This is a genomic window from Shewanella sp. UCD-KL12, assembly GCF_001957125.1.
Taxonomy (GTDB): Bacteria; Pseudomonadota; Gammaproteobacteria; order Enterobacterales; family Shewanellaceae; genus Shewanella.
In genome coordinates, this window is record NZ_MPHJ01000001.1 from 199,869 (window position 1) to 221,714 (window position 21,846).

The window sequence follows — 21,846 nt, forward strand, 5'->3', positions numbered from 1 at the left end:
TTAGCGCTCCTGTTGAGTTGGCATAGGAGGCATTTGAGAGGCCTCTAATGGCTTACGCCTAAAGATTTTCATATCAATACCCGTTTCATTGTAATAGGTAGATAGATAATCCAGTACAGGCTCCCAAGTATCATTGAGATCCCATAAACCTTGGGTGTCAATCATCCACTGTATGGTGTCACGCCAAACTTCACGGTTGCCGGGGTTCTGTGGAATGATATGGCTAGTATGACAAGCGTTGCACTGGGCTTTAACCATCTCCCAACCGGGTGCCATAATAAGCCCTGTCACTTCATCGACAGGGTATTGCTCGGTTGCACTCACTGGGGAGAATACTCCGGCTAGTGCGATTGAGGCTGCTAGTAGATGTCTGTTCATTACACCACCCTTACAGCAACTCTGTGACAGCCATTGAATAGGTAACCTTTAGGGTTCCATTGAGGCTGAACCATAGGCTGAGTATCACCTTTGCTGTCAGTCGCGCGTGCCCAGATCTCGTAATAACCTGTCTGAGGTAGCTTCACGTTAAGTTTCCATTGCTGCCAAGCCATAGGGTTAACAGGTTTTGTCAAAGATGCGGTTTGCCAAGTCGTTCCATAGTCGTAACTGACTTCTACTTTCGTGACATCGCGAGTACCAGCCCATGCGTGGCCGCTGACCTCAAGAGATTGACCTAAGCTGAGTTCACCACCCGTTTGCGGAGACGTGATCAATGACTTAACTATCATCTCTTCGATGATCTTAAAGTCTTTATTATCGACTTTCTCGCCTGGCGCTACAGGGTTTTTAGGCACTTGGTAGGCTGGAGCCCCCATTTTCTTGCCATCATGAACTCGGTCACGAACGCCCATCCCTGTTGCACATTTTTGAGATACGGAGCCTGGTCGGCCGCCGAAGACAATACGTAGTGGGTAGCCGTGCATAAATGGAATATCTTCACCATTCATTCCCCAAGCTATCATGGCATTTTCATTCATGGCTGCTTCAATAGGTACGCCACGTGAAATAGCCGCGCCTTTGCCACTAATGTGCTTATCTGCACCGTAGTGAGCCGTATATACCGCATCGCTCTTAACGCCACAGTCGGCTAAGACATCTTTCACTAAAACGCCTGTCCATTCGGCACAGAATACCGCAGAGTTGCTCCACTGGTTTCCTTTTGCGTTAGGGTAAAAGTTTTCACGGCTATTACCGCCACACTCAAGCACTAGCTGCTGGGTATGGGTTTTAAATTTCTTTTTTAACTCTGCAATGGTGTAAGTCTTAGGGGTTTCAATAGACTCACCGTCAACAGTGAACTCCCAAGTATCAGGATCGATATTCTTGAAATCTGGCATTTGGCCATTCCAACGAATAAAGGCTATGTCTGCAGGTGTTTTTGCCGGAGCAAGCAAGTGCTCTGCTGGCATGGCATTGAGTGGGTTGGTGTTTAGCACATTAAAGTGAGATGGAATATCCTCAGCTTTTGACCAAGTGACTGCAGATACATCGAGGGGAGGCATACCGGCTGGACGATTTTGAGCAAATGCCCAGTTAAGTGGCCACATTGCGGTGACGGAGGTCGCAACAGCGCCTTTTAGAAATTTGCGTCTATCGATAGTCATTACTGTTTTTCCTCACCCTTGCTGAAATAGGTTGCCATGGTTTCCATCTGCTCAGTAGAAAGCAGTTTAGCTACCTTAGTCATTGTCTTATCTTGGCGTTGGCCACTTTTAAATTGTTCTAGTTGCTGGACTATGTATTGCTGGTTTTGCCACTTAAGGTTGGGGATTGAGCTGAACTCGCTACTCCCGTCTTTGCCATGGCACGCTTTACACATCTCTAAAAGCCTTTGGTCAGTATCAGCAATCGCTGATTGGCTGACAAAAATGCAAGGCAGTACGAATGAGAATTTAACTAGCTTAAGTACGTGTTGCTTGCTTGCGTTCATCACACCCATAATTTTCCTTAAAATGAAAGTTGGGGTTATTCTAAAAGTCACAGTTTTTCTTTTTGTTAGAATCATTAATTAGTAAAGAGTTAGACCCACTTGACCAAGATCAAAGTTTTACCGCTAACTTTACTGTAGTTCACGAATGTACTTATTTTTGTGAGCTAAGGCATGTAAAAAGTTATAAAAAGTTATAAAATGCATATAAAAACAATTGTTTATGAATGTTTTGTTTTGAGGTTTTTTTACAGTAAAAATAGGTGTAGGGCTTTTTGTATCGGTTTGAGGAGAAGAGTTGGTTGAGTTTTTGTCGCTATTGATGATGAAAATTAAATAGTTTAGAGGCATTTATACTTGCATTGAAAACATTCGCTGCAGCACTTGATGACTAACAAATCACTGATAAAGACGGAGTGAAGCGGGCAAATCACGGCGGTTTTTACTGCTTACCTAGGTATCTTTTTCGTATTTTTAGTAGTGCTTCTTGTTGGATTAGTTTGTCAAATTGAGACTTTAATTGAGGAACGGATATCTTCGCTAAGCTTTTGTTTGAAACCTGTACCCATGGCGTTCTTTCAGATACCACAAAGGGCTCACCAAAAAGCGTTATATCTTTATTAAGTTGCTTTGCTGCACTGATAATGGGATCCATCGGCCCAATTACAGCATCAACTCGACCAGCTATGAGCACCTTTATGGCTTGGACGAAATCTAATGTCTCGAAACGATAAATATCTGGATCGTTATCGACTCTATCACTAAATTTTGCCCCCCTTAAATAGGCAATTCTTTTTCCCTTTAGGCTGTCGAAAGAGGCGTAATTGGTCCCCTTGAGCCCTATGACGACGTTTTTTAAGCTAGGCAATGCGGCGATGTAAGTGACGTAGTCCTCTAGCTCTTTATATTTGAACATGATGGTCATATCTGTTTGGCCTGACTTTAACTCAAGCATGATCCTGGCATAAGGGTATATCTTATTATGAGGTTGGTAACCCGACTCTATTGCCAGTTGGTTCGCCATATCAAAATAGATGCCGCTAGGTAGAAATTCAGGTGGGGTCTGACCTTTTATCCGAGTCCGTATTCCATAAGGAAGAATGTCTATGGTGCGGATCTCTATTATTGATGAAGACTGAATGGTTTCACCTTGAGCAGAACTGATACTTAAATAGCCAAGTGCAAGTAGGCTATAAAGTGCTATATGTACCTTTGTGCTGAAGAAATGGGTCAATATTTTATGCCTCCTTGTTGACCTTTGGGCTAGAAATATAAAGCTTGATTACTTTTAGTATGGGGTATATTTCAATGAAATATTATTTGGCGTTGTTAGAATTTTAAGCTCTTAAATAAGTCGTTGATATTTCTCTTGTTAACTGAAATTAACGGAGAAGCTTCAAAATTACAATTGAATCAAACTCAACTAAACTGCAGATAGGCCCCTTGAAGAGGTAATTTATGCTTCATAAGTCTTATTCGCTGTTTTGCCTTATATCCATTTGGGCACTGTTAATTGTGCTACCAGCACACTCAGAAACAATCGAGATAGCTGCTGAAGATGATTGGGTTCCTTATGCCCAAGCTGATGGTACAGGCCTAGCCAATGAAATTATTATCGCTGCTTTTCAAAGTGTAGATATTAGTATTATTTTTCGAGTCATGCCCTATGCGAGAGCCTTGTCCTATATTGAACATGGGAAAATCATCGCCGCGTTTAATGTGCCACTAGATGCTCAAAGTAACGAAAAGTATATCCTCGGTGAGGAGAAGTTATTTGATGCTGTGTCAGCCTATTATTATTGTAGTGATAAACAGGTGACGATTATGAATAGGGAGCAGCTCCTCAATCATGAGGTTGTCGGTGTGGTTAGAGGGTATGGTTATGGCGACCATTATCTATCTTTAGTAAAAGAGGGACATATCCTTGAAGAGATAGCTAACTCTGAAGTGGATAACTTAAGAAACCTTGCATTAGGGCGCATAGACTTCACTATCATTTATGATAAAACCGCCAATATTTTAGTTCAACAGCTGCAACTTGAGTCTAAAATTAGGTTCGGTTTTGAAAATGAAACGACGGCCATCTATCTCGCATTTTCCAGAACCCATCCACAGGGGTTGTATTACTCGCAGCAGTTTGATCTTGGGATGAAGCGCATTAGGCTCAATGGGGTTTACCAAAAAATAATGGATAGTTATTAGGGGCTAATATCACTCCTTTTAATGCTTGTTTCATTATATGTCGATTCACTTTTATGGAACTAATAACGTTTAAACTTGACCTGAACGGATCTCTTTTTGAAGTGCAGCCCAACTTATCACGCCAACAATATTGTCTTTGTGGCCTTGATAAATATATACCTCACCACGACGATGTTTAGATAATATTTGGTAGACTTCATTCAGCGTTGCAGTATCAGCTAGCCCCTCTATGGAGTGACGTGTCAGTGTGGTGGTATCATCTGTGAACTGTAATTCCAGCTGCAACATTTGAATATCGCCAAAAGTATTTCTAGCAAGGACTGAGCGGCCTTCTGCACGCTTTAGCACTTCCAATAGCAACTCATCATTGTCACGGACGATAACAAATCGTGTATTCATCAGGGCGCGAACGCCTGTTTTCATTAAGCCCTGCTTCACCGGAGAGACTTTATAGCCTAGCCCCATTATCTCTAACTGCTTATACAGGAGAGACTTTGAGTTAAATCCTTGGTGAGCAACCAGGAAAGCTGGGATGCTGACAAACATGGCTGGTAAAATCATTGAAGCATTGTTTGTTAGTTCCAGTAGCGCAATGAGTGCTGCGAGAGGAGCGCCTAAGCAGACGCCCATCATAGCTGTCATACCTATGATGGTATAAATGCCTATGTAAGGGTCTGTTGATGGGAAGATTGCCGCTGTAATAATGGCTAATATGGCGCCGATGAGCGCACCGATGCCGAAGAGTGGCCCGATGATCCCCCCTGGAATACCGAGTCCTAATGCTGCAATCGTCGCAATAATTTTGCCAATAAGCAGGGCAATTAAAAACATCAACCCAGGGTGTTCGCTTATCGCCCGCTCGATAGCGAGATCGCCACTGCCTAGTGCTTCAGGGAGAAATACACCAACAATGGTTGTGATCAATCCGGCGAGTAAAAGGCGGTAGATGAGCGGCCAATTTTGGCCAGTAGCGGTCACTTTTAATAAGCTGTAATTAAAGAGGGCGGCAGTGACACCGATCAAAACCCCCGTGATGGCTAAAATAGGGTATTGGGATAGCGGAATTTGAATGACACCAATCTGTTCATACTCATGGATATTGCCAAATACTAGCTGACTCGATACTGCGCCACATATGGCTGAGATCATGATAGGGAAAAAATAATGCAGCTTGTATTCCCTTAAGATAACCTCAAAAACAAAGAAGACAGCGGCTAAAGGGGCGTTAAAGGTGGCAGCTATGCCTGCTGCAATGCCACTGGAGCACATTATGCGTACGCTATTATCTGGGAGGTTAAATTTTTCGGCTAAAACACTGGCGCTGACAGCCCCTAAATGTATTGCTGGTCCCTCACGGCCTACCGAAAAGTTAGTTGCTAAGGCAAAGAGTGCTTGAAAGAATTGGCCTGGAGCTGATTGGAGGGGCACCTTGCCATAATGAAGCTTAACTCGGTGTAAAACGTAGGCGATTCCCATACGTTTATAGCGTTTAGATCCCACTCGAGCGACTAGCCAGATTAAAAGTGCACCAAACAGGGGTAAAAGCACTCGCCAGTCGTCAATGATCTCAGTAAACTCTAGCTCGCTGGTTTGAGTATAGTGATTAAGCCAGAGGAGTATCAGCCTAAATAGAATAATGACACCGGAAGCGATAAGCGCAAATAGCAGAGCCAGCATACATAATTGTAAGCTGAGTTTGGGTTGAGACAGCTTATCTTTAAGCTCTGTTCTCATATACATCTGGCATCGCGCGTAGCTGCTCTTTATTCTATTTTGCACCGGAGCCTTCCTGGAATTCCATTGCCAGCCACCATATCTAGGCATGGGGCTATTTTACATTGTATTGATTTAAGAGGTTGTTAGTTCATGGCTAATTTTCATCGTTGGCTCGACCGTGTTCAAGTGAGGGAGCGCAAGCTCAGGCCATCGAGTATCTATCTACTTTTGCTTGTTACCGTCGCATTTACATTAGGTGTACTTAGTTATGATGTTTGGACTGAGGCAAACCAACCTGTGGTGAAGAGTAACACAGAAGCCATTGAAAAATTGAGTAAACAGCTGAATAATCAAGCTCAAGTTCTCGCGTCTAGAAACCTTGAACTTGCATTGGCCGAAGAAACAAATGACGAGATGCAAGGGCTGTTTGCTAAGCAACATATAAAAGAGCAAGAGCTAGTCAGAGAGCTGGCCTTTTATCGCAGTATTATGGCTCCAGAAAATAATGCCGATGGTGTCGCCATTCATGGTTTAGAGCTATCTGAAAACCTGCTGCCCGATCATTACCGACTTAAACTTATTTTAACTCAGCTACAAAAACGTAAACAATCGCTGAAAGGGAGAGCTGAGTTTACTTTCATTGGCCTGCAAGACGGTCAGTTTGTAGAGCTTTCACTGGAGTCTGTCTCTGTAGACAAACAGCTCGCTTTTCAGTTCCGCTATTTTCAAGTGTTAGAGAGTGAGGTGACTTTCCCGGTAGGCTTTGAGCTGTCTAGGGTGATAGCTAAAGTTAACGTTCCTTCCAGTCGATGGACTAAAGGTTCTCAAGCTGAGATGGAGTTTCCTGCATCAGAGTTATTACCGGTTACTGAGCCGATTAGCGCAGAGGAGGTAATTGTTGAGGATATTGAGGCTGAAATTGAGGTTAAACCTGGGCAAAGCTTACCTTCAATTCAGCAAGTCACAACGCCAGATGAAGCACTAGCGACTGAGGTCAATCAGACCGATGTAGCAACGCAGAGTAATGACTCCTTAGATAAAGGCCAAGATAAACCTATTCAGTGATTTCATATACTGGTGTTATTATTTATCACAGAAACTAAATGAGCAGGGGTTATTACTTGAACAAATTGGTCAGGTATTGGATAATCCCGCAAAGAAATTAGATGTAGAGGTTCTCATGACTGAACAAACAGCTGAACAAGCGACAGAGCAAGCTGATGATGCGTTGCCGATTCAATTTACCGATGCGGCAGCTTCAAAAGTAAAAACGCTGCTTGATGAAGAGGAAAACGATGCACTGAAGCTTCGTGTTTACGTTACCGGTGGTGGGTGTTCTGGCTTTCAGTATGGCTTCACTTTTGATGAGAAAGTGAACGAAGGTGACTTTACCGTTGAGAAGCAGGGGGTCCAACTGGTTGTTGATCCTATGAGCTTACAGTACCTTGTTGGTGGTGAAGTTGATTATACCTCTGGCTTAGAAGGTTCTCGCTTTTTTGTGAAAAACCCTAATGCAACAACAACTTGTGGTTGTGGTGCGAGCTTCTCTGTATAAGCACTCTGTTGCTTTATAGAAAATAATTTTAAAAAAGCCAGTTGCTTTGCAACTGGCTTTTTTTGTTTTACTGCATCTCGCTGCTTAACTCATAATGTTCATATTGATCTTAGTGTGAAAGTAGGCTTTTACTTTAGGCGTAAAGGCTATCCACACTTGCAACATTGCCAGTAAAATCAGTAAACCAAAGATGATGTAATCGGGGATCTTTCCTTCTAATGCTCCGAGCTGAAACGTCGAGGGATTACCTACAAGCAAGTTATCAGGATCATACAGAAAGATAGGCAATACACTGACCAGTACCAGCTGGAGTACCGTATAGCCCTGAAGGAAGTACATTGCTGTACGTTGGCGGCCCAGAATTGCTATCACCATGATTAAGGTCAGTACGCAAAAAAGTACCCCCTGTTTTGCCATGATGCCACTGATTGATGCAATAGCAAAAAAAGCACAAAGTGCTGCAAGGCGCTTTGGTAACGGCGATTTAACTTCTGTTTGGCTTGTTGTAGCAGACTCACTCTGAACGTTACTCAAGCTATATCTCCCATTTTTCTCTGATTAATCAACGCAGAGCGATACTATACCAATCGGCATAAAGGTGTGATCGCTCAGCGAGATATTAGCGCTTCAGAGGCAAAGTCATTAATTGCTCCTGCATTAATGACATTCAGAACATCCATGTTCTTTGCAACGAGTGAAGCGCATAGTTATTCTACGCTCTAGCTCGTTAACACAGCATATGAAGCGCTAAAACTTGCCTTTCAGGAGTGTTTTTGGCCGCCTACTTCTTCGTTGAATAGCCTTCACAAGGGAATAACCATTCCATCAGCTACTCGCCTTGAATTAGTTGCCAAAAAGCACTCTGAGTAGATCACTTTCTTATGCTGATTGGTATTAGTGGCGCTGCTTAGGGGTTAAACGTTGCTCAAGTTCGTAAGGAGGAATAACCACCCCAAGGTCTTCCTGAACTGGGAAGATAGCAACAAATAGATCATCATCTTGCATGCCTGGAACCCAACGTTCTAGCCACTCTGCAACAGGGATAGCCAGTGGAATACAGCTTTCCCAATCATCAACTGCCCACAACTTAGCAGCCTCTTCACTTGGCCACATAGGAATACAGTCTTCCTCTTCAGTAGTAAGCATCACGCAGCCATCATCATCTTGAAGTGTCCACAGGGTCTTTTCTGCTTTTGCCTGCTCAACAAGATAATCGTAGCGGGCTTCTGGTGTCATCTGGCTTGCATCTTTGGCATTCTTGCTCATGGTTATCTCATCTTAATCAGGATTACTGTGTGCTAGTACAACTTGCTGTGTACTACTCTAATGGCGGGATCATACCATTTCAGTGACAGGATATAGAGCAGATTTTTACTCGATAGGAAAAATGGGAGTTATCTGCTGGCTTCGTTTAAATGAAGCCAGCGAAGAGAAGGGCGCTATGCGCTAAATTTAGCGCGCTTTACTGTTGAAAAACTTATAGATAAAGCCCGCGATGATAGCCCCTGCAATGGGGGCAACCCAAAATAGCCATAATTGAGATAATGCCCAATCACCCACAAAAACAGCAGGGCCTGTACTACGAGCTGGGTTCACGGAGGTATTTGTGACTGGAATACTGATCAAATGAATGAGGGTAAGTCCAAGTCCGATTGCTATCGGGGCAAAGCCTTTCGGCGCTCTGTCATCTGTAGCGCCTAAGATGATCAAGAGGAAGAAGAGCGTCATGACAATTTCAGTGACTAAGGCAGAGGTCATGGTATAACCACCCGGTGAGTGCTCTGCGAAGCCATTTGATGCAAAACCATCGGCTAAGCTAAAGTCGGTATTACCAGATGCAATGATAAATAAGATCCCTGCACCAGCGATAGCACCAGTAACTTGAGCGATAATATAGGGCAGAAGCTCTTTAGCTGGGAATCGTCCGCCAGCCCATAGACCAAATGAAACTGCAGGGTTAAGGTGGCAACCAGAAATATGGCCAATGGCAAATGCCATTGTCAGTACGGTGAGACCAAAAGCAAAGGAGGCACCGAGTAGGCCTATACCGATATCGGGGAAGTTTGCTGCTAGTACTGCGCTACCACAGCCGCCAAGTACGAGCCAAAGTGTACCGATGAATTCGGCCGCCATTTTTTGAGATATGTTCATAAACAGTTCCTTGTGTTTTAGCGCTCATTATCCATGTTAAAGAGTTTTTATTACCATTTGACTACTTTAAAGCTTAACAAGCGTTGAGCGAAATGAGTAGGTGTACTCTACAGCTTCATCAAAAGATGGGAAGCTAATGTTGAACTGTTTACACAAAATGAGCTACATATCTGAAAGGGTGAGTGCTGATGTGAACGTTTTCACCCTTTTGGCTGGTTTATTACAGCTTGATACCGACTCTACTGCTTATGACGGTAGCGCTCAGCGGTTATCATTTCGATAAGTCTTGCCGCAATTTCGGTGTTGTCTAAATGACCACTAAAGTGTTGCTGGCCTTTGCCATAAGCAAAAACTTGCACATCTATACCGTCATGACCACTGGTGGTCCACCCTGTATACGTTAGCTTGTCAATCCGCTTTTTAATCAAGTCTTCAAGACGTTCGACTGCTTGATGGGACTTTAACTGAGTCATTAATTGCACTCTGAATATCTCTTGGGTTTCAGGGGACATCTTAATGCCTATGCTGTTTGCCCAAAAGGAGGAGAAACTTTTTGGGGTATCGAGCAAAGATGGGCTTTTAACGAGTTGCTTAGCAACCTCCTCTGGGAGCTTGTTTACCTGTTTTAATAACTTCCCCTTCCATTGATATTTACCGCCACGCCCTAAAGTGAGCCCGCCTGTTGAGTGATCGGCAGTAGCGACAAGTAGAGTGTCTGGGTGGGTGTCGATATAGTGCTTTACTGTTTCCAATGTCTTAGCAAAATCATCCATTTCACTCATAGCACAAGCGATATCATTACTGTGACCACACCAATCTATCTGACTTGCTTCAACCATCATGACAAAGGGAGCTGATTGAGTGCCGAGTAATCTTAGCGCAGCGTGTGTCATGGCGTTAAGTCTGTACGGGTCATTGCTCCCAAGTGCTGCATCCATCCCAGATGGCGCAAATAGGCCGAGTGCCGGTAAGCTGTGTACACTGCTAAGGTCAGTTAACTTATTGATATATTTATATCCCAAGGTTTGGAACTCTTTGGTTAAGTCTCTATCTTCTCGTTGAAAGTATTTAGTTCCTCCACCAAGCATTAGATCGGCAATTGGTTGACCATTGATAAGATTCGTTAAATAACTATCGGCAATCTCATCATAGTTTCTGCGACTTTCATTGTGGGCTAAAAAGCTGGCTGGAGTGGCGTGGTTTATCTGGGAGGTCACCACGATAGCAGTGGTTTTTCCCATCTCTTTTGCCATCTCCATCATAGTGGGGAGTTTATCGTGTTGGTGATCAACCGATATTGCACCATTATATGTTTTTACGCTGGTGGCCAAAGCCGTTGCTGATGCTGCGGAGTCAGTGACATAGGTATCGTCATCGGGGTAGGTGCTGGACATACCCACGAGAAGATGATCGAAGATCGTTTTCTCTACAGGCTTTGTATCGGGTCTATCGGAGAAGTATCGGTATGCACTGGTATAAGCGGGTCCCATGCCATCACCTATCAGGTAGATAATATTTTTAGGAAGCTCCTCCTCGGCTATAGTTATCTGCTCGTTAGACCACGCGAGTGTACTCAGGCTGGCACTGAATAGGAGCAATGCACTAATGATAGGTGAAGGGGCAAGGCCTAATTTAACTGTTTTCATCTTGGGCTCCGGTTTATAGAACGCAGGGAGTGGAAATTTGTTAAGCAAGCGGCTTATATGCGCCGCTTGCTTATCTTTAACTGAAATATGCAGTTGATTTTGTACTTGAGAGGCTAATGAAAGCTTGCTTTAGTATCTGGGGCGCCAGTGCTTTGGCTAAGGTGTTTACTTAACCACTCCTCCTGCTCCCATAGCATATGCAGTATTGACTCTTTGGCCTTATAGCTGTGACTCTCAAAGGGGAAAGTGACGAGTCTTGCTTGTCCGCCAAGGCCTCTGATCGCTTTAAACAGCCGTGCAGACTGCATTGGGTAAGTGCCTGAGTTAGAATCCATCTCGCCATGCATGATGAGGAGGGGCTCATCTATCTTGTCGGCATGGGTAAAGGGAGATATCTGCTGGTAAAGACTGGGAGCCTCCCAGAAGTTACGTTTCTCATGCTGGAAACCAAAGGGGGTGAGTGTTCTATTATATGCACCGCTTCTGGCGATCCCCGCTGCGAAAAGATCTGAATGTGCCAACAGATTAGCCACCATAAAAGCGCCGTATGAATGACCTCCTATTGCTACTCTGTCTCTGTCTGCAACGCCCATCATAACTAAGGTGTCGATAGCGGCTTTCGCATTATCAATAAGCTGGGCTCTAAAGTTATCGTTTGGTTTTTCTTTGCCTACACCGATAATCGGCATGGCTACACGATCAAATACCGCAAAGCCCTTGGCTACAAAGGGGACTGGGCCCTTAGGGCTAATATAGTTGTATTGGTTTGGCGAGTAGTTTACCTGACTGGCAACCTCGGCATTTTTATATTCTCTAGGGTAAGCCCACATTAGGACGGGCAATGGGCCATCACTTTTCTTATACCCTCGTGGCAGGTAAAGGTTGCCTGATAGTGGCAGGCCATCTGCACGTTTATAAGTGATTAATTGCCTCGTCATTCCTTTAAAAGCATCAACTCCGGCCGTTGCGGGCTCAATGACAGTTTCACCTTTTGACTTGGTATCGATGAAGACAAGGTGAGATGGGATATCTTTAGTTTGTCTATTTATGATGAGCCTGAGAGGGTCTCTACTGATGACATAGCGGACTGTTTCCAGTTTATCCTTTGATGATTGCCACACTATTTTAGGGGCGTCAGCGACGAGTTGCTCACTGGTTGATGCTTCACTGACTGTTAGCGTCTTAAGGAAGGGCTGATAACCCTCTTTGGAGGCACCGAGTCCAAAATGTAGTACTTGATTATCTTCTACTGTGAATAGTCTGCCAAACTGCTTACCACCTATGATGGCCTTATGGGAGACAAGAGAGCCGGGATCTCTATAGCTATCCCTTATCGCTTTTTGATACCAGAGCGTCAAGCTTGAGTGTTTATCTGTGTTGAAAAAGCTGACTCGCATCTGCTTCTTAGTCGAATTTTTTTCTGTTACTAAGCCAAGCTTGCCTTCTCCCCACTGAATGTTAGCAATTCTCCAAGGGGTTTTAAATTGTTGCTCTGCAAGGTTATTAAAGGGAGCTGCTAGTTGCATTAGCTGATCGCGAAAATCAACTTTTACATTGCTGTCTCCATTATCTAGCGCTCGGACAAAGGCTAATGTAGCTGGTTTATCTGCTCGCCAATGTATTAGCCTTGGCCCTTTGCGTACTGAGTCACTGCCAGAAGGTCTGAACTCACTGCTTTCGAGTTTTGCGAGTGATTTAAGGTGGTGGCCATTCAGTTTATAAAGCGCTACGTCTTGGGCAAAGTCGCGGTATTTTACGACATGTGAGAAGGGCGGAGCTATCTGTTTGGTGAGAATATATTCGTCATTGGGGGAGACTTGATAATGAATATTTATTGCTGGCTCACCGATAGCTGTCGTTGTGCCATCTAACGATAACAGGGTTAATTGACTGCGGGTTAATGAGTTAAATAGTGCATCATCTTGGGCATTCTTTAGTAGATCTTGGTAGGTTCGTCGCGGAGCTTTTTTTGCGCTTGTGACGCTGATATTTGGCCCAAGTTCAGTATTATTTTTAGCTATGGGGTTGTTAAAGGCGATACTCGTTATCAAACCTTGACTGTTATGCAGCCATTTATAGTTAAGGCCGAGTGTGGCATTTAATCGATTAGCGTTGAGCTTTCGTGATTGATCTTTTTTTATATCATAGAGGTAAAGATCGGTGCCGTGCTCAGTGAGAGCAATAAAGCTAATGTATTGACTATTAGGTGAAAACTCGACTTTTGCAATGGACTTTGCAGGCAGAGTTATGACTCGCTTAGCCAAGTCTACTTGAGGGGCATTGCTAGAGTACGCTTTGGCTTGATCTGCTATTTCTGAAAGTTCAACAAGCTCGAGTTTAAGGTACTGGGTTTTTATACGGCTTGGAGCAAGCTGGGTTGGGGATAACCTAAGACCTGCAAGTTTAAGTTCTGGCTTAGCTAATGCTTCAATATCCTGGTGCGCTTTAGGGGTTAACAGTGCCAGCCATTGTTTGTTGTTTGATAAACGAGTGCTTAGCTTTTTTTTCTGTTCTACGACCTCTTTTAATGCTTGAGAGGGAGCTTGATACTCTGCGGCCATACTTGCGCTGCTAAAAAAAGCTATCAGGGAATACATAAAGATGGACATTCGAGACATTTTTATCTCCTGATAAAAAGGGGGATAGAACTGATATAGAAGAGAATCAGCGCCCCTTGCAGGGCGCTTTTATACTCTAAGTAGTACTTATATTGGTGCTTATATTAGTGGTTAGATTAGAACTTCTGTGAGTAGCCGAAGAACATGCTACGACCCTTAGCAGAGTAGCTGCTGTTATCATCCTCATAGAAAGGCCAGTCGTTATGCTTATCGTTACGAACATCGTAAAGTGGCGGCATCTCATCAGTCAGGTTTTTAACACCTGCGGTGAACTTACCTTTCCAAGGTGCTGTATAAGAAAGCGTAATATTGATTGTCTGATAAGGATCTAAGGTATCCGTTTCAATTGACTCAACATCTTCACCATCAGCATCGACGTACTCAAACAGGTCCGTACCAACAGCTTCACCCGTGTAGTAGTAAGCAATCGTTGCTCTGAAGTCTTCATAACTCCAGCTTAGGCTGGCATTACCTTTCCATTTAGGGAAGTAATCAGTTTCAGTCTGCTCCTCAATCTCATCACCCTCTTTCTCTTGGTACTCTTTCTTAAGAAGGTAAGAGGCTGCTAGTTTAAACTTAAACTCACCTGCAGCGGTTTCTGGGAAAAGGTAGTTGAAGCTAGCATCGATACCCTCAGATGCTTCATAGGCGCTGTTGATAGGTCCTTTGCGCATACAAGCGATATTTTGGATACCGTCATCATCAAATTCAGTCAAGTAACCCACTTCAGGCATATCTGAACAGGCTGTGTATTGACCATCCTTGTTGTAGCTTTGATCCTCTAGCATCTCATCAGTTGAGATTGTTTTAACCGCACCTTCAAGCTCGATATTCCACCAGTCTAATGTTAGATCTGCATTATCTGAAACATTCGCTACAAAACCTAAGTTCCAAAATTCACCTTTCTCTTCAGTTAGGTTAAGGTTCCCGGAGTTAAAGCTCTCATAATCATCTTCATAGATCTCATCTGGGATAGTCGGGTGTGGGTACTCTGTACCACCAAAACCTCTTGTTAAACCAGAATATAGGCGATGCATATCGGGTGCTCTAAAACTCTTACCCCAGTTTGCGCGTACCATGACTTCATCGATTGGTCGGTAACTTAGACCGACTTGAGGTGTTGTAGCGCCGCCTACATCAGAATCATCTAGATATTGGTCATAACGAAGTGCTGCAGATAGATCTAAAGATTTAACACCAGTCATGTTTGCTAAAAGCGGAATTTGTAGCTCACCTGCCACCGCGACGCGATCACGGTCACCTTTACCGCCTGTACCACCCATACCGATATAGCCACCGCTCATGGTAGTTTCATCTAAGGTATCTTCATAGCTTTCACGGGCCCACTCTGCAGTGGTTGCAAAGCCTACTGTACCGGCTTCTAGCTCCATTAAATCACCAGTAAATACGGCTTGGAACTGATGCATACTTGAGTCTGATTTCTTGGTTGAGTCACCTATCAGGGCTTCAGCTTGTTCGCTAGTTAACTTGTTATTTGGGTACCATTTAGCTGGGTCACTGTTATTTGGATCAAATGTCACCATATCAAGTAGTGCATCAGCACTCACCATATGGTGATTCTGCTTTTCATATAATGCATAACCGCTAGACCAAGAAATATCGAGTTCATAATCACCGATTGTACCGTTGGCACCGAAGGCTAAAGAGGCTTTAGTATTTTGAGTGTCGTAAGTACGTGGTCCAGGATACTCCTCCATACGGCGGCGCATCTGGAACTTGTTGTAATCTTCAAATTCATACTTGTCGTAGCTCATTGCTCCAGTTACTTCATCTTGATAGAAGTAATCGCCAAAGCCTTTTTCATCTTTATATTTAGTCGACTCTTTGTATGAAGCGTTAAGCATGCCGTATAGCTGCCAATCATCATTAAGATCGTATGTGCTGTTAACGACTAAGTTGACTCTGTCATATTCTGATTGAAGTCCGCGATCGGCATACTTATCGTAGTAACAGTCATAGCTGCCAGCTTCAACATATATGCCTTTATCACCAAATAGATTTGTACATTGGGCTTCGTCGACAGGGCTGTATTTGTCATCGGTATAAACCTTTGAGTAATCTCTTACCCAAGATGCCCAGCTTGATGGCGATGCATCACCAAAAGGACCTGCTCCCCAGCGAGTATCGCCATCTTCATCTTCGTAATAAGCGGGGTTGTATAGGTCGTCACGTTGATAAGTTTGGATTGCGCCGACTTGACGGTATTCAAGCATAATAAGACTTTGGCTATTTTCAGTGTTTATGCCCTGAAGGTATGAGAAATCAAATTGCTCGCCGCCACCTTGTGTGGTGTCAGAGTACTTAGCTTCTACTTTTGCACCGTCATACTCTTTTTTAAGGATAATGTTCACTACGCCGCCAACAGCATCAGAACCATAAATTGCCGATGCACCACCGGTAAGAATTTCGACGCGATCAACGGCTGCAGTTGGGATATCAGAAACATCAACAAAGTTTGATGTACCGCCTGCTGCTGAAGGAAAAGATGCCTGACGACGACCATTGATCAGTACGAGTGTTCGGTTGGCGCCCATACCACGAAGGTTGACTGAGCTTGCACTATCAGTGTAGCCATCACTTTCACCATTGAGTGAACCACCGTTGTTAGCTACAGAAGATTGAAGAACCTCTGCGATAGAAGAGAGGCCGCTGTTTTCAATATCATCAGCAGTAATCACAGTGACAGGTGCAACACCTTCAAAATCGGCACGCTTAATACGCGAGCCTGTGACTGCTATTTTCTCCATCTCTTCATTGTTAGCATCTTTGCCTGCAGTTTGTTCTGCAGCATGTAGCGATGACGTTGTTAGCGCTGCCATTGTCATGGCCAATGTCAAAGCTGATAATTTCATCTGATTTTTCATCTGATTCCAGTCCTTGTTTTTATAATTTTCTAGAGGTAATTAAAGCTTCCCCTAGTTATTTTTAGTTGTTAACGCTGTCGATTCGCAAAAGGCACTCTCAATCTTTCAGCTGACTCAAGTTGTAAAGAAAATGTTTATTTCAAGCAATGGTCTGAGTGTCGTTTATATGCTGTTTATATATCTATTTAATATCTATCTTGTTTATTATTAAATGCTTATGCTTGTGTGGTGGTGGCCGTTACCGCTTGCGCTTGTGTGTTGACAGGCTGTAAACTGTTTATTGCTGGGTCGAGACGATAAAGATTGTTGCGCAATTAAAACTATAAGAAATAACTCGGCACTACATGTTAGGGGAGAGAATGATTGAGATAAAAAAAGAGGCGGTATTTACTTTGGCTGGGTGTGAGATCACCCCTAGTGATAACAGCCTCAACTTTAAAAATTGTGTTCAGTTGGACAGAGGCTTAGCAGCGGGTGGTTCAGCAGACAAAATCTCTTTACAGCCAAAATTTATTGAGCTACTTAGTTATTTGGCTAGGCAATATCCTAATGTCGTGACTCGTGAGGAGTTAATAGAAAGCATTTGGGAGGGCAACAGCTATGTAGGGACTAAGGCGCTTACCAATGCGATATGGCATTTGAGAAAACATCTTAATCCTTTAGTTGACATAAGTGGCACTGAAGCGATTGAAACAGTGAGAAAGACGGGTTATCGCTTATTGATTGAGCCTGAATTTAAGCCTGAAGATCTTGTGTCAAAACCTGAAGTGTTAGAGGTGGAGCAAGCGAAAGTTAAGGAGCTTAAAGATAAACTTAGCAGAGTTGTTGTTGCCATCGTTATACTGTTTATTTTTGTTGGGGCAGGTGCTTTTTTTCACCTATATCAAGATAGTAAGCAGTTGATGCAAACAGAAGAGCAGATGTTGACCCGAACTGCAGGCGCAGAACTTTATCCTGCCGTGTCACCAGATGGACGTTGGTTGGTTTACGGTAAGAAATCTAACTTGTACCTAAAAGATCTTCAAACACCAACTGACACCCCTAAGCGTTTGACTTCAAAGCAGACAAAAGAGCTTAGATCTATCTGGTCACCTGATGGAAAGTCGCTTTATTTCCCTAGTGAAAGTCGAGACAGCGGTGAGTGTTATCTATCTCAATTAATGCTAGATAGCCATGAGATAATTCAAATCACACCTTGTTATAATGCATCTGCAGCTTTGGATATCTCTCAAGATGGCAGTGAATTAGTTTATATATGGGAAAGTTCATCGGATGAGTTTGGTGGGCTGTATAAATTTGATTTAACTTCTGAAACAGCTGTGCCCAAAAGAATCTCTTGCAGCTCAGATTGTAGTTACCGAGATAGGGATATCGCCTTTAGTCCAGATGGTCGTTGGTATGCAATCTCAAGACGCTTTGGCAATATATCTGAAGACATATTTATCAGAAATACCGAGAGTGGTGATGAGATACGAATTACTCAAGGCTTAGAAGATATTAGGGGGCTAAGTTGGCATCCTGACAATGATAAATTAGTGTTTAGTACCGAAAACTCTGGTGTGAGGGCTGGTTATGTTGTTGATATTAATAGTAAGAAAATAACTAATTTATCCGTGGTTGGCTTCAGTTACCCCAAGTTTATTCCTAACTCGAATCAGTTAGTTTTTGCTAAATATATAAAAGACTTTAAAGTTGCATATCTTGAGCTTGATCAGGCTATCCCCTCTACCGTTTTCCCTTTAACTAACTCAGAGTTTAATAATAGAAATCCTGACTATTCAGCTGTGACTAAGCGCATTGTCTATGTGTCTAATGAAACTGGACATAATGAGATATGGAGCTCCAATATTGAAGGTGGTGATAAAAAGCAACATACCGACCTGAAGCGACGAGTCGCATATCCTACCTGGTCTAAAGATGGCAATAAGCTTGCTTTCTTAGCACCTGATGATAAAAATGAAGGCAATAAAATCCATATCTTGGATCTCTCTAACGGTGGTGTCAGCATTATTGCTTCGAGCTATTCAGATCATAGAAGGCCTATCTGGGGAAGAGATGATAATGAGGTGCTCTCTTCAACTGATGATGGGTTGATGGCATTTTCACTCTCTAATCAGCCTCCAAAAAAGGTCAGCAAAATGGGAATGCGCCTAGGTAAGCTTGTTAATAACACTAATATCATGTTTACGCGATTAGATAGAGGCGGACTTTGGAGCATGGCATTAAGTGAGCCAGACAAGATAAAAGAGGTGATCTCGGCAGAGAAGTTTGATGAAGGTTATAACTGGGTTGTTACCGACAAAGGGGTCTATTTTAGAGAGGTGCATGGCAGATATCATTTGATTAACTTTTGGCGCTACAACACAGACTTAATTACCCCTATTTTAAAACTGCCTCCAAGAAGCTTATATGGCTATGGTTCAATGAGTTATATTCCTAGTGAGCATAGGATATTGTTAACCCTGTCAGAGTCTTCTAAGCGAGACATCATTATGTTGAACCATAAGTTACTGCAATAACAGGTTTAGCACACCTTGTAAGGTGTGCTAAAGCATTTACTTTTACTTTGCTGGAAACAGTGCGCCCAGCACTGCTTCTCTGCTTGCCCCTGTGACGGCAGGAAGGTTTCCAGATAACCCTTTATGATGACGCATGGCAAGCCAAGCGAAGGCGATGCCCTCAACCCATTGTGGTGCGATACCAAGCTCTGATGTTGTACATATTTGATAGCTAGGCAACAGCAACTTGAGTCGTCGCATTAATTCGCTGTTAAATGCGCCTCCACCACAGACAAATAGCTCGCCATGTGAGCACAGTGCAAGTGTATCATTGGCGATACTCTGGCACGTTAGGTCGAGTAGGGTAGACTGAATATCTGCTTCATCGAGGTGAGCAAAAGCGGCTAATTGCTGCTCCAACCACGCCTGATTGAATAACTCCCTGCCTGTACTTTTAGGGAAAGTTTGTGAGAAGTAACTGTGGGAGAGTAGATGCTTTAATAGTGCCTCATCTGTTTGCCCGCTTGCAGCCCACTCTCCATCTTTATCATAAGCTTGATGTTTAGCATGTTGACACCAAACATCGATTAAGCTGTTACCTGGACCCGTATCAAACCCTACTACTTGCTGGTGGCTGGCGTGCAGCTCGCTAGGTAGATAGGTGATATTAGATATCCCACCAATATTAAGGATGACTCTGGAGTTGTCTTTATTAGAAAATATCTGCTGATGAAAAGCGGGTACAAGTGGCGCGCCTTGGCCGCCCAATGCGATATCTTTGCGGCGAAAGTCAGCAATAACATCAATCCCTGTTAGCACCGCAATCGTGTTTGGATCGCCAATTTGCAAGGTAAACCCAGTATCTAGATTAGGCATATGCCTGACGGTTTGCCCATGACTGCCGATCGCTATGATGGCTTGTTTTGATATTTCGGCTTTGCATAATAGTTCATTGACAGCAAGCGCGAATAGTTGCCCAACGTTACGGTCAAGTTGGCCAAGCAGGTTAACCTCGTCACTTCCCGGCAGACAAAGGCGCTGCAGCCCCTTTAAAGTATGCTTAGGTATTGGCTCACTATGCTTGGCAATAAGCTTAGGCTGCTGGCCACTAAAGTCGACTAAAACAGCATCGACACCATCCATACTAGTACCTGACATTAAGCCAATATAATAGTCTTTGTTCATAGCACTAGTTTCCTAATTTTTCACAAGCGGGGAACGCCTTAAGCCTATTGAGATGAGGCAAGCTGGATCTGCTTATTCTGTTGAAGTTTAGTCATGATCTGCTTACTCAGAGCCAAAAAGTTCGCTTTTTCAGCATTAGCAATTGGCAGAGACTTAGGCAGTTTTACGGTTCTTGGATTTCTGTGGGTACCGTTAACGATAAACTCATAATGTAGATGAGCGCCAGTTACTCGCCCTGTTGAGCCTAAGGTACCGATGATCTGCCCCTGCTTTACCGTAGCTCCCTGCTTAACTTTGCGTTTTTTCAGGTGGAGGTATTTAGTTGTGTAGGTATCGTTATGTTTAATAAATACATAGTTACCATTATATTGGTTATAGGCTGACTTTATTACACGGCCTTTACCCGCGGCTTTAATCGGGGTGCCAACCGCAGCAACATAGTCCACTCCTCTATGGGCTCTAACTTGTCCTGTTACAGGGTGCAATCGCCTCGGATTAAAGCTTGAGCTGACGTACTTGAAATCAACGGGAGATCGTAGGAAGGCTTTGCGCATGCTACGACCATCTTCTGAATAGTAATTACCATCGGTATAGCGCACTGCTGTATAGCGATCGCCTTGGTTACTAAATTCAGCAGCAAGAATATTACCATTTCTGAGGAATTCACCATCGGCGTACTCCTCTTCAAAGATGATAGAGAAGTTATCCCCTTCTCTAATATCTAATGCAAAGTCGATATCCCAGCCGAATATTGTTGCAAGTTGCATGATTTGATTAGGAGTCAGGTCAGCATTGACTGCTGCATTCCAGAAGTTACTGCTGATAGTCGCACTGGCAAATTTGTTACGACTTTCAACTTTTTTATCTGAGATATGCTCGCTGTAGCCCTTATCACTTCTTTCAATGATTAAAGTTGAAATAGGGTTGATATGATAATTAACCTCCAGCAGATCACCTGCATCATCTTTAACTATGATGATTTCGTCGCCAGGCATTATTTTCAACAGGTTCTTTTTGGCTTTTGGAAGTAAGGTGATCTCATAGACATCACGAGAGGATAAGCCTGCACGGTTAAACAGTGACGCTAATGTATCGCCGCGCTCTACTTCAAACTGTTTTATATGTCTGTTAGCTGGTGCCTGAGCATCGGCGTCAGCATCTGGTTCTGTTGTGGTATTGCTTGTCTCATTAGCTTTTAGCTGAAGTGGACTTTCTGGTGGAGTCGGCTTTCTAAAAGCAAGCGGCGTTTTTAAGCGTTCACTGTTATCGCCTTGAGCGGATGAGTTAGATGAAGCGCCGTTACCTAAGTCAAGGGTTCCAGAGAGTTTTGAATGGCTACCTTGGGAGGTGTCACTATCACTTGAAGGTAAAAGGAGAGCAATTATGGTCACTAAAACTAAGAAACACAAAAGAAGTTGATGCACTTTCGGTAGTAATTTTAAGAACGTTATAACCTTTCCCAT

At 43.4% G+C, this 21,846-nt stretch carries 17 protein-coding genes; 4 read left to right on the plus strand and 13 right to left on the minus strand.

The window, feature by feature from the left end; genetic code table 11:
* From BM736_RS00935 to BM736_RS00950, 4 genes are all read right to left on the minus strand, one after another.
* On the minus strand, nt 1-378 hold the full coding sequence (locus tag BM736_RS00935) for a cytochrome C (protein ID WP_076407623.1): 378 nt from the start codon (nt 376-378) through the stop codon (nt 1-3).
* Entirely contained in the window at nt 378-1,604 is a 1,227-nt protein-coding gene (locus BM736_RS00940) for a sulfite oxidase (protein ID WP_076407625.1), read from the minus strand. The genes BM736_RS00935 and BM736_RS00940 overlap by 1 nt, the downstream gene beginning before the upstream one ends.
* Nucleotides 1,604-1,930, minus strand: a complete 327-nt coding sequence (locus BM736_RS00945; RefSeq protein WP_256717730.1) for a cytochrome C — start codon at nt 1,928-1,930, stop codon at nt 1,604-1,606. Before BM736_RS00945 ends, BM736_RS00940 begins: the two co-directional genes overlap by 1 nt.
* Before the next feature lie 439 nt (nt 1,931-2,369).
* Nucleotides 2,370-3,161, minus strand: coding sequence for an ABC transporter substrate-binding protein (locus tag BM736_RS00950; RefSeq protein WP_076407626.1), 792 nt, complete (start codon nt 3,159-3,161; stop codon nt 2,370-2,372).
* 224 nt (nt 3,162-3,385) lie between these two features.
* On the opposite strand from BM736_RS00950, the gene BM736_RS00955 reads away from it, so the two are divergent.
* Nucleotides 3,386-4,129 carry an ABC transporter substrate-binding protein gene (locus BM736_RS00955; RefSeq protein ID WP_076407628.1) on the plus strand — a complete coding sequence of 248 codons (744 nt, stop codon included), beginning with the start codon at nt 3,386-3,388 and terminating at the stop codon, nt 4,127-4,129.
* Between the two features lie 69 nt (nt 4,130-4,198).
* Here the strand turns inward: BM736_RS00955 and BM736_RS00960 are convergent, their stop codons facing one another.
* Nucleotides 4,199-5,869, minus strand: a complete 1,671-nt coding sequence (locus BM736_RS00960; protein ID WP_076407630.1) for a chloride channel protein — start codon at nt 5,867-5,869, stop codon at nt 4,199-4,201.
* A 126-nt stretch (nt 5,870-5,995) separates the two neighbouring features.
* On the opposite strand from BM736_RS00960, the gene BM736_RS00965 reads away from it, so the two are divergent.
* Together BM736_RS00965 and erpA are read left to right on the plus strand one after the other, a co-directional pair.
* Nucleotides 5,996-6,910 (plus strand): DUF6776 family protein, encoded by a 915-nt coding sequence (locus BM736_RS00965; RefSeq protein ID WP_076407632.1) that lies wholly within the window; start codon nt 5,996-5,998, stop codon nt 6,908-6,910.
* Nucleotides 6,911-7,025: 115 nt separating this feature from the next.
* A complete protein-coding gene (erpA, locus tag BM736_RS00970) occupies nt 7,026-7,400 on the plus strand; it encodes an iron-sulfur cluster insertion protein ErpA (protein WP_076407634.1) in 375 nt (124 codons plus the stop codon).
* 84 nt (nt 7,401-7,484) lie between these two features.
* On the opposite strand, the gene BM736_RS00975 is transcribed toward erpA, so the two are convergent.
* The 6 genes from BM736_RS00975 to BM736_RS01005 form a co-directional block, all read right to left on the minus strand.
* Nucleotides 7,485-7,934, minus strand: a complete 450-nt coding sequence (locus tag BM736_RS00975) for a hypothetical protein (protein ID WP_076407636.1) — start codon at nt 7,932-7,934, stop codon at nt 7,485-7,487.
* 360 nt (nt 7,935-8,294) lie between these two features.
* Nucleotides 8,295-8,666 (minus strand): DUF2750 domain-containing protein, encoded by a 372-nt coding sequence (locus BM736_RS00985; RefSeq protein WP_076407638.1) that lies wholly within the window; start codon nt 8,664-8,666, stop codon nt 8,295-8,297.
* 186 nt (nt 8,667-8,852) lie between these two features.
* The gene (gene aqpZ, locus BM736_RS00990) at nt 8,853-9,551 is read right to left on the minus strand and encodes an aquaporin Z (protein WP_076407640.1); all 699 of its coding nucleotides are present in this window, start codon (nt 9,549-9,551) and stop codon (nt 8,853-8,855) included.
* A 239-nt stretch (nt 9,552-9,790) separates the two neighbouring features.
* Complete coding sequence (locus BM736_RS00995; protein WP_083699779.1) at nt 9,791-11,197, minus strand: alkaline phosphatase; 1,407 nt, start codon at nt 11,195-11,197, stop codon at nt 9,791-9,793.
* A gap of 113 nt (nt 11,198-11,310) precedes the next feature.
* On the minus strand, nt 11,311-13,815 hold the full coding sequence (locus BM736_RS01000) for a S9 family peptidase (RefSeq protein WP_076407642.1): 2,505 nt from the start codon (nt 13,813-13,815) through the stop codon (nt 11,311-11,313).
* A 116-nt stretch (nt 13,816-13,931) separates the two neighbouring features.
* On the minus strand, nt 13,932-16,700 hold the full coding sequence (locus BM736_RS01005; RefSeq protein WP_076407644.1) for a TonB-dependent siderophore receptor: 2,769 nt from the start codon (nt 16,698-16,700) through the stop codon (nt 13,932-13,934).
* 359 nt (nt 16,701-17,059) lie between these two features.
* Between BM736_RS01005 and BM736_RS01010 the strand changes: the two genes are divergently transcribed.
* Nucleotides 17,060-19,219, plus strand: a complete 2,160-nt coding sequence (locus BM736_RS01010; protein ID WP_083699781.1) for a winged helix-turn-helix domain-containing protein — start codon at nt 17,060-17,062, stop codon at nt 19,217-19,219.
* A 42-nt stretch (nt 19,220-19,261) separates the two neighbouring features.
* Here the strand turns inward: BM736_RS01010 and BM736_RS01015 are convergent, their stop codons facing one another.
* Together BM736_RS01015 and BM736_RS01020 are read right to left on the minus strand one after the other, a co-directional pair.
* Nucleotides 19,262-20,383 carry an anhydro-N-acetylmuramic acid kinase gene (locus tag BM736_RS01015; protein WP_076407646.1) on the minus strand — a complete coding sequence of 374 codons (1,122 nt, stop codon included), beginning with the start codon at nt 20,381-20,383 and terminating at the stop codon, nt 19,262-19,264.
* A 44-nt stretch (nt 20,384-20,427) separates the two neighbouring features.
* Nucleotides 20,428-21,846, minus strand: coding sequence for a peptidoglycan DD-metalloendopeptidase family protein (locus BM736_RS01020; RefSeq protein WP_076407648.1), 1,419 nt, complete (start codon nt 21,844-21,846; stop codon nt 20,428-20,430).